Source organism: Ramlibacter sp. WS9 (genome assembly GCF_003797765.1).
Classification (GTDB): Bacteria; Pseudomonadota; Gammaproteobacteria; order Burkholderiales; family Burkholderiaceae_C; genus Ramlibacter.
In genome coordinates this window covers 1-8,158 of the sequence record NZ_RKMB01000060.1, presented here as the reverse complement: position 1 = coordinate 8,158, position 8,158 = coordinate 1, and the positions used below count along the sequence as shown (strand labels likewise).

The 8,158-nt window shown below is 59.0% G+C and carries 11 protein-coding genes; 9 read left to right on the top strand and 2 right to left on the bottom strand.

What is annotated here, in order from left to right; translation table 11 throughout:
* Positions 1–750 precede the first annotated feature (750 nt).
* The 7 genes from EEB15_RS32555 (at position 751) to EEB15_RS32525 (ending at position 4,776) form a co-directional block, all read left to right on the top strand.
* Positions 751–1,110, top strand: a complete 360-nt coding sequence (locus tag EEB15_RS32555; protein WP_141514151.1) for a DUF2750 domain-containing protein — start codon at positions 751–753, stop codon at positions 1,108–1,110.
* A gap of 86 nt (positions 1,111–1,196) precedes the next feature.
* Positions 1,197–1,601 carry a hypothetical protein gene (locus tag EEB15_RS32550; RefSeq protein ID WP_141514150.1) on the top strand — a complete coding sequence of 135 codons (405 nt, stop codon included), beginning with the start codon at positions 1,197–1,199 and terminating at the stop codon, positions 1,599–1,601.
* A 125-nt stretch (positions 1,602–1,726) separates the two neighbouring features.
* Positions 1,727–2,077, top strand: a complete 351-nt coding sequence (locus EEB15_RS32545; RefSeq protein ID WP_141514149.1) for a hypothetical protein — start codon at positions 1,727–1,729, stop codon at positions 2,075–2,077.
* Between the two features lie 86 nt (positions 2,078–2,163).
* Positions 2,164–2,775: a hypothetical protein gene (locus EEB15_RS32540; protein WP_141514148.1), complete on the top strand. Its 612-nt coding sequence runs from the start codon at positions 2,164–2,166 to the stop codon at positions 2,773–2,775.
* Between the two features lie 100 nt (positions 2,776–2,875).
* Positions 2,876–3,199, top strand: coding sequence for a hypothetical protein (locus EEB15_RS32535; RefSeq protein WP_141514147.1), 324 nt, complete (start codon positions 2,876–2,878; stop codon positions 3,197–3,199).
* Between the two features lie 96 nt (positions 3,200–3,295).
* Positions 3,296–3,811, top strand: a complete 516-nt coding sequence (locus EEB15_RS32530) for a hypothetical protein (RefSeq protein ID WP_141514146.1) — start codon at positions 3,296–3,298, stop codon at positions 3,809–3,811.
* Positions 3,812–4,350: 539 nt separating this feature from the next.
* The gene (locus EEB15_RS32525; protein ID WP_141514145.1) at positions 4,351–4,776 is read left to right on the top strand and encodes a hypothetical protein; all 426 of its coding nucleotides are present in this window, start codon (positions 4,351–4,353) and stop codon (positions 4,774–4,776) included.
* A gap of 101 nt (positions 4,777–4,877) precedes the next feature.
* On the opposite strand, the gene EEB15_RS32520 is transcribed toward EEB15_RS32525, so the two are convergent.
* Both EEB15_RS32520 and EEB15_RS32515 read right to left on the bottom strand, forming a co-directional pair.
* Complete coding sequence (locus EEB15_RS32520; RefSeq protein ID WP_255466388.1) at positions 4,878–5,174, bottom strand: type II toxin-antitoxin system RelE/ParE family toxin; 297 nt, start codon at positions 5,172–5,174, stop codon at positions 4,878–4,880.
* On the bottom strand, positions 5,171–5,395 hold the full coding sequence (locus EEB15_RS32515; protein ID WP_141514144.1) for an addiction module protein: 225 nt from the start codon (positions 5,393–5,395) through the stop codon (positions 5,171–5,173). Before EEB15_RS32515 ends, EEB15_RS32520 begins: the two co-directional genes overlap by 4 nt.
* Positions 5,396–6,606: 1,211 nt before the next feature.
* On the opposite strand from EEB15_RS32515, the gene EEB15_RS32510 reads away from it, so the two are divergent.
* Entirely contained in the window at positions 6,607–7,095 is a 489-nt protein-coding gene (locus tag EEB15_RS32510; RefSeq protein WP_141514143.1) for a hypothetical protein, read from the top strand.
* Positions 7,096–7,524: 429 nt separating this feature from the next.
* Positions 7,525–8,028: a YegJ family protein gene (locus tag EEB15_RS32500; RefSeq protein ID WP_141514142.1), complete on the top strand. Its 504-nt coding sequence runs from the start codon at positions 7,525–7,527 to the stop codon at positions 8,026–8,028.
* Positions 8,029–8,158: the final 130 nt, after the last annotated feature.

The window sequence follows — 8,158 nt, the reverse complement described above, 5'->3', positions numbered from 1 at the left end:
TGCCGCCCCGCACCGCCAGCACCACTTGTCTGCGCAGGTGCGCCTGCGTCGCCCGGTCAAGTTTGCGTCCGTCGATCTTCATCAATCCTTAACGCTGTACCGCACTATTTGGTGCACAGGTCAGTAACTTGTCAATCGACACGGACCCACAACAGCAGGAGGCGGCTTCGCCGCTCATGTTGGTGGTCCGGTCATCTTCACGTTAAAGCGCAGAGTCGGATGTTCCAGTTCGCCCGAATCCTTCTTGTCGCCGTGGCCCTTGCGGTCTCCTTCGCAGGCAGCGCTTTCGCATGCTCATGCATCACACGTACGACGTTGCGCGAACACGTTGCTCATGCGCAGCACGTAGTTGTGGGCCGTGTCGTCGCGACGAAGGAAGTCAACTCACGCCTCAGTGCCCCTGGTTGGGGAGGCGTAGCCGCGTCGTTCCAATTGATTGAAGTAGTTAAAGGTCGCGACGGTCGACCATCGCAAGTAGTAACTGGGCACGGCTCGGGCGACTGCGGCGTGCCGATAGCTGTGGGCACCTCGTACGTCTTTTTCATATCGACCGAAGGGGAGGTGGACATTTGCTCAGGAACGCGCCCCTACGTGAAGGGCAACGATCAGCTAGAGCAGTACCTCCGCGACGTCAGGAAGGTCGCGTCCAGTCGGCGTGCGCCTTAACATGTCAATCGACGCGGACCCACAACAGCAGGCTGCGGCTCCGCCGCTTGTGTTGGTGGTCCGGTCATCTTCACGTTATCCCTCATGAGTGCGTCCGCTCTTCACGCCACGGCCTTCTACACTGAGGTCGCCGCCAAGCAGTTGGTGTTCACGCTCTTGGAAGAAGACAGCTTTCCCGTGCTGCGCATCGACGGCAGCGATGTCGTCCCTTTCTGGTCAAGCCGTTCCCGCGTTGAGCGTGTGCGCGCGGAGCACTCGAAGTACGCGAATCACGTCATTGAAGAAATTTCATTGCCGGACTTCCTGGCGAAGACGCTAGCCCTTCTTGAGGAAGAGCGCATTCGAGTCGGAGTGAACTGGTCGGGACCCAGACTCACCGGCTACGATGTTTCAGTTTCGGACGTTCGATCCAATGTGGCGCACCGGCTGCGATCTGAGGGATAACATGTCAATCGACGCGGACCCACAACAGCAGGAGGCGGCTTCGCCGCTAGTGTTGGTGGTCCGGTCATCTCTACGTTAAACGGCACATGCGCACGCTCGCCAAGGTAGCCGCGCTTCCCGTGCTATTTGCATTGGCATTCGCGGCGTTCGCCTACGCCTCCCAGCACTTCGCGGGTTACTTGTTCCCGCGCGTCGTTCCACGGCCGTACCTCGAGATGATGAGCGCTGCCTTCGTAGGTTCGGTCGCTGCTGCTCTCGTTTCATCGTGGCCCTTGGTTCGTCTCTATGCTGGGCGTGCGTGGCTCGCCGCGCTTTGCATTGCTGCCCCGGTCGTTGTCATCCGCATCAGTGATCTCTTGCACTATGCTGGGAAAAGCGAACCGAGAATCATAGTCATGTCATGGTTCGAACTGATCGTTTACCCCGCGGCTATTCTTGTGGGCGTCTGGTTAGTGTCGCGCTTGGCCCTCCGTGGTGAGAGTGCCGCTTAACATGTCAATCGACGCGGACCCACAACAGCAGGCTGCGGCTTCGCCGCAATCTGTTGTGCGCCGGTCATCTTCACGTTAGAGCGCATTCAAACCCATCCACGCCAGCCCGTGAATCAGATATAGATATGGACAAAACTCAAATCGCAACCATAGCAATCACCGCGATCGTTAGCGTCGTGGCGAAAGAAGTCGTCACTTGGCTCGTCTCATTGGCGAAGAACGCTTCAGCGGCTAAATCTCTGGCGGCCAAGGCCAAGGCGATCTTCACCAGAAGTCACATGGAAATACTGGCGAGTCTCCTCGCGTTGATGTTTTACGCTGGCGTACTGGTGAATTTTGCGCGAACTGACACGCCGCCAACCCGTTTGGAGATTCTTCTCATCGTTGGAGCGGTATTTGCAATGCTCTTTGTCGGTCTGAATTTGCTGTGGGAAATTGCAAAGCTTCAGATCGCCAGGAAAAAGAATGCGCCCTAACCTGTCAATCGACACGGACCCACAACAGCAGGAGGCGGCTCCGCCGCTCATGTTGGTGGTCCGGTCATCTTCACGTTAAAGCGCATATGCACGCCAGGTTGATTGCACTCGTCGCACTATTGGCAACGCCTGTCTGGGCTTCAGATAGGAGAGCCGCGGACCGCATCTATGACCAGGGATTGCGTGCCGAGTTTGCAGGTGACTACGTGAGAGCGCGAGATGCCTTCGATAAGGTTCTGAGACAGGCTCGGGCTGCTGGCCTTGGTCCGGAATACGTTTCGGCCGCGACCTATGACCTTGCTCGAATGACCGGATATACATGCGACTTTGTTCGCGCCAAAGAACTACTTCTTGAAGCGCTTAGTCTGGAGCAGGCTCTACCGGCTCCAGGTCCGGGTAACGTCACAAAGCGACTCTCGGAACTCGCGCGCCTCTCGTACGACCAAGGCAACTTTGCTGAGTCAGCTGCATACTACGAACGAGTCGTTCCTGAACTTGAGAGGCTTGGCGTGCTTAAGCTGGACCCTAATGGATTCGCCAACCTTCTTGATGACCACGCGATAGCGGTCTCGCGGTCTGGCGATGAGCAACGCGCCGGCTCTATTCGGGCGAAGGCCGGCGACGTCAGATCAAAGAACGCGGGAGTCCCTGTCCGGTTCAGTCCAGTCTACTATCGCGACGCGTGTGTCAAGAAGTGACGCTGCGCCTTAACATGTCAATCGACACGGACCCACAACAGCAGGCTGCGGCTCCGCCGCTCGTGTTGGTGGTCCGGTCATTTTTGCGTTAGAGCGCTCGATGAACCCGCACAGCACTCAATCATCCAAAGACATCCTTCGCCGATACAGGAGCTACGGCCTTTTCGGTGGCGCTGCAGTGGGCGCTGTAGTTGGCGTTCTCGTGAGCGGGCCGAACTTTCGTGAATGGGCGGCAACACAATCGCTAGCGGTGATAGCGGGATTCATGGTGGGAATCGCATTGATCGGTTATTTCTTTCTCGCCCAAGTTTTTGGCGCGTCGACAGGTGGTGACGCCTTGAACAACGACCGGGAAGAGGAGCACGGCCGCGCGAGAGGGGAAGCAACTGGCGTCGGCACTGAGAATGGCAACGATGGCGACTGATCACTCTAACTTGTCAATCGACGCGGACCCACAACAGCAGGCTGCGGCTTCGCCGCTCGTGTTGGTGGTCCGGTCATTTTTACGTTAAATCTCATCATGACGCTCGACCCTTCCGTGCTTCCGTCGCTCGAACGTCTGCGCACCTACATGTATCGCCACTACCCAGCGCGGGAGAAGGTCGATCCGTTCCCGCTGGCGTTCTGGAAAATTGAGGATGACGACATCTTCTTCGAGGCACTCGGCTACCTCCCTCTCATGATGGAAGAAGTCCATGACGAAGGTCTTGATCACCTTCCAGAAGGCTTTCGCCTGGCTTATCCCGTTTTCTGGCTTGAGGATGATTACCAATTTAATGGCTGGACCGCTTTGACGAACGCCGGCGAGGACCTTTTGCTTCTCGCTATCGGCGCCTACGAGCGCATTGGCCTCGCTACGGAGGCCAATGCACTACGAGCGGCCTTGGCCTCCGTGATCGCCGACCCGTCGAATGACGAAGCAGCGGGCGATGCCTACCAGTCCGTCGAGAATCCGTACGCGGACGAAGACACACGTTGGGAAGCGCTCCTCAGGTTCTTCCGAGCCAACACGCGTCTCTTCGAGGGCGCGACGTGAGACTTAACATGCCAATCGACACGGACCCACAACAGCAGGAGGCGGCTTCGCCGCAAATGTTGGTGGTCCGGTCATCTTTACGTTGTACGGCATTGGCGCTGCGTGCATAGCATGTCGAAGGCCATCGCACGCGCCACGCCAGCCGCAGCGGCTGGCATCTCAGCTCGCGTGAGCCTTCGTGCGTCAGGCTTTCACTTTTCTGGGGGTGGCGTTTCGTCGCCCTGGCGAGTCGGCGTACCTGCATCTGGGCGAACACGCGGCGTGCAGAATCCCCGCGTGCTGGCGGCCAGCCTGCAGGCATTCTGGCTGGCTCGCCTCCACACATTGGAGGTTGGCGTTCAGCGGGGTTTGCGGCAAAGTGGGGCCATGCCGCCTTTCTCGTGCCAGCATTCCTTGCGCAGGTCGCACCCGAGCGTGCCGAGTTGGTCGGCTATGGCCGCCACGGCTGCGTACAACAAGTCAATCGACACGGACCCACAACAGCAGGCTGCGGCTTCGCCGCTCATGTTGGTGGTCCGGTCATCTCTACGTTATCTTGCATGAGCGGGCCGCTTCACACGCTCTACGTCTACGTTGAAGGCGGCGACCTTGCAGAGGTTGCTCCGATGGTCGAAGCTCGGTGGGCCGAGTTTGTTCGCTCCGTCAGCTGGCGACTGGCCCCGCCCGTCGTTGTGAATCAGCCGCATGCACGCACGCCTGACTTGCGTGCTGACGACCTTCCGAGTTGGGATCTTGGAGTCAACTTTGCGTTGCCCGATCCGGGCGAAGAGCCGCCCAACTGGTTTTCAGATGTCGAGCGCATCGCGGCGTTTGCGGGAACCCTCTACGCGCAAATTCAACGCCCCATCATCTTTGGGGTCTGGGATGCGAAGCGCAGAATTTCTGAGGATCTATTCGACGTGGACTCGCCGGAGCCAAACATCGACGAGCTGCGCGCGGTCTTGGGGATGGGCGATGCAAGATAACATGTCAATCGACGCGGACCCACAACAGCAGGAGGCGGCTCCGCCGCTCATGTTGGTGGTCCGGTCATCTTCACGTTATACGGCAAGAAAACTGGCCGCGCTCAGCGACGGTCCCAGTAGCCCGGTTCGCGGCGTTGGTGAGCCACGGCGAGTACCGTCACTTCACTTCCGGCTATCTCATATCGTAGGGTGAATGGAAAATGTTTGAGGTGATAGAAGCGAACTCCATCCTCATCCTTCGGCCAGTCGCCCGCAGTTTGTTCCAAACCGTCTATTGCAGCGTCCACTTCCGTGCCGAACGCGTCGGCTGCGAGTGGACTCTTGTCAAAGTACCAAAGGAAGGCATCGCGCATGTCCGCTTCCGCGTCCGGAAGGACGACTATCGTGAAGCGAGTCACAGCGAGCGGAAGCGCTGCTTTACTTCAGCCCACGGAACGGCGCGCACATTGCCGGCATGCAATTCGTCGCGGCGGCGTTTGATTTCGGCGCGCCAGGCTTCGGATACCGAGGCGGTGTCGGCATTTTCCAGACTGTCGAGCAATGCAACAGCAACTGCCGAGCGCTCATCGGCGGGAAGTGCCAGAGCCTCGTCCAATATGTGGTCCACGCGCGCGTTCATGGGGCTCAGTCTAGCACTGGACGGCTTGCCGTATAACATGCCCGTCAACACGGACGCCCGCGAGCGTCCGCTCCCTGCGGTCGCGCCTTTCCGCGGTCGCCGGTTACGTCTACGTTATATGACGGGGGAGCCGCGTGGGTAGCTTTCTGCTGTTCGCGTCGGGTACCGAACCGCGCTCGGTTCGTTGGGCGCGTGTGTCCTTCGCTTTTCTGGGAGCAGCATCGTTTCTGTCGGCCCGAGTTGCCACGTCGGCTACCGCGCGTGTGCGCATCGCACGTAGAACCACGGCCGAGCGCCGCAGTCGCAAAACCACGCGCGGGCGCCGCAGTCACTTTTCTGGGGGCGGCACCCTCATGCTCGGGCGAGTTGGCGTGTCGCGCATGGGTGAGCTTGGTGCAGGTAGGCCCCTCACTTCCCTGAGTCTGAGCAGAGCGCATCGGGGTCGGTGTGCGGTGGTCACAACTTCAGGGGGTACACACGTTCGCGGGCGCCCGGCCGCCACCTGGGGCGGCGGCCGGATACAAGTTGGCGCAAGGCAGGGTTTGCGGAAAAGTGAGGCCATATCGGTTTGCTCACTACGTCCATGCCCAGCCCACTCGTTGCAAGCAGCTTCACTATTGCCAGCTTGGTTGGCATCGGCCAGCAAGGCGTCACATAACATGTCAATCGACACGGACCCACAACAGCAGGCTGCGGCTTCGCCGCAAGTTGTTGTGGTCCGGTCATCTTCACGTTATAGGGCGGGGTGAAGGCAGTGGTACGCGAAGCTGTCACGCGATCGGCTTCGCGATCTCACAAACGGCGTCAATCGTTGCCATGCACTCGGACCGCTGCGCTTTTCTGGGGGTTCCGCCCTGGTGCTCGGGCGAGTCGCGGCGCCGCCATCCAAGCCCTTGGCCTGCCGACATCTCCGGCCGAGTCTCCCCATTCGTTGGCCTTCGCGCCGCGGCCTCCTCAAATTGGAGGAGGCGCAGTACTCGGGCGAGTTGGCTTGCCAGCGTCGGTGCGGCAAACTATGGGCATGGGTATCGCGAGACAAATTATGAGCACGTGCAAAAAGGCCGTCCTGCCCCATAACTTGTCAATCGACACGGACCCACAACAGCAGGCTGCGGCTTCGCCGCTCATGTTGGTGGTCCGGTCATCTTCACGTTAAAGGGCAGAAGAGCATGGGTCTGAGCGCTGGAGCGATTTACGTGTCAGAGGCTGGCGTGGGAAAAGACCTTGCTGAACGCCTTGGTCTCATCAAGGCGGGTAGCGCGCCGGTCAAGCACGCCGAAAAGGGCTTCGACGTGGAGGACGGCCTTCGTATCGGCGCAGCCGACGGCTCATGGAGTTGCATTCTCGGCAGCCCGCATGCGTTGCTGCCTCGCATGGAGCACTTATCGAACGATCTCACCGGGCAGTCGCACGGGCGGAAAATCCTTTTCTGGTTTACGCAGAGTACCTCTGGCGGTGTTGTGTTTGAGATTCATGAGAACGGCACGCTTCTGCGCAAGTGGATCGAGGCGGAAGGTAAAGTCTTTGAGGACATTGGAGACGCCGTCCCAGAGGAGGGAGGTCTTGTCGACCGCGACACCCACGAGGGCGGGCCACTCCACAGCGAGTGGACAGTGCTTGAACTTGCAGCGAGGATGACTGGAATTTCGGTCGATGAACACTTCGATATGGACGGTCCTGTGTATGCAGCCGCCCCTTAACATGTCAATCGACACGGACCCACAACAGCAGGAGGCGGCTCCGCCGCACGTGTTGGTGGTCCGGTCATCTTCACGTTATCCGTCACAAGGAAATTTGTGAATATCGCGGGCTCTGAATACCGATTCACGCGCGGGAGCGACATCGAGCGAGACGGCATGTTCCTGGAAGCGGACCTCCTGGGAGGTGAGAAGCGACGCACTCTCGTTGAGGTCTTCTATTCGGACAAGACGGGCAAGTTTTTCGTTTCATGTTTCGAGGAAAACGTGCCAGTGGAGCTGGTTGAGTACTTGATCGCGGAGGCTCGTCAGTGTTTGCCTCCGACGTCCGCGACGTGATGGATAACATATCAATCGACGCGGACCCACAACAGCAGGCTGCGGCTTCGCCGCTCATGTTGGTGGTCCGGTCATCTTCACGTTAAATCTCACATGCTCAAACTCGCCGTTTGCCTTGCTTCATTCGCGCTTGTGTCGCTCTCGATGGCGCAAACAGTCGTGGATCGCGCCCGCGCCGATGAACTCGTTTTTATGAGTGACAACGATCCAGCGATGCGACAGGCCTTCGCACGCGCGCGCGCTACCTTCGACGAATTTCTTTCAAAAGCCAAGGAGCCGGCGCCCGGCACACTTCACTATGCGGTGAAAGTGGGAATTAGAGAGGGCGAAGACACAGAGTACTTCTGGGTCGGAGATTTCACGCAAGACTCGAGCGGCATGTTTTCGGGTCGGATTGATAACGAACCTCGTTTGGTGAAAAAGGTTAAAGCCGGTCAGCGGTACACCTTCCCGAAAGGGCACATTGTGGATTGGACGTACGTTGACCGGAACCAGCGGCGAATGGTCGGAAACTTTACGATGTGCGCACTTCTGACGAAGGAGCCGCAAGCGGAAGCGGCTGCGGCCCGCCAGAAGTTCGGACTGCGGTGCGAATGAGACTTACTGACCTGTGCACCAAATAGTGCGGTACAGCGTTAAGGATTGATGAAGATCGACGGACGCAAACTTGACCGGGCGACGCAGGCGCACCTGCGCAGACAAGTGGTGCTGGCGGTGCGGGGCGGCA

Bases quoted from the DNA above. Each gene is read 5' to 3' on its own strand.
- EEB15_RS32555 (WP_141514151.1), top strand. From the start codon at position 751: ATGAGTGCGTCCGCTCTTCACGCCACGGCCTTCTACACTGAGGTCGCC.
- EEB15_RS32550 (WP_141514150.1), top strand. From the start codon at position 1,197: ATGCGCACGCTCGCCAAGGTAGCCGCGCTTCCCGTGCTATTTGCATTG.
- EEB15_RS32545 (WP_141514149.1), top strand. From the start codon at position 1,727: ATGGACAAAACTCAAATCGCAACCATAGCAATCACCGCGATCGTTAGC.
- EEB15_RS32540 (WP_141514148.1), top strand. From the start codon at position 2,164: ATGCACGCCAGGTTGATTGCACTCGTCGCACTATTGGCAACGCCTGTC.
- EEB15_RS32535 (WP_141514147.1), top strand. From the start codon at position 2,876: ATGAACCCGCACAGCACTCAATCATCCAAAGACATCCTTCGCCGATAC.
- EEB15_RS32530 (WP_141514146.1), top strand. From the start codon at position 3,296: ATGACGCTCGACCCTTCCGTGCTTCCGTCGCTCGAACGTCTGCGCACC.
- EEB15_RS32525 (WP_141514145.1), top strand. From the start codon at position 4,351: ATGAGCGGGCCGCTTCACACGCTCTACGTCTACGTTGAAGGCGGCGAC.
- EEB15_RS32515 (WP_141514144.1), bottom strand. From the start codon at position 5,395: ATGAACGCGCGCGTGGACCACATATTGGACGAGGCTCTGGCACTTCCC.
- EEB15_RS32500 (WP_141514142.1), top strand. From the start codon at position 7,525: ATGCTCAAACTCGCCGTTTGCCTTGCTTCATTCGCGCTTGTGTCGCTC.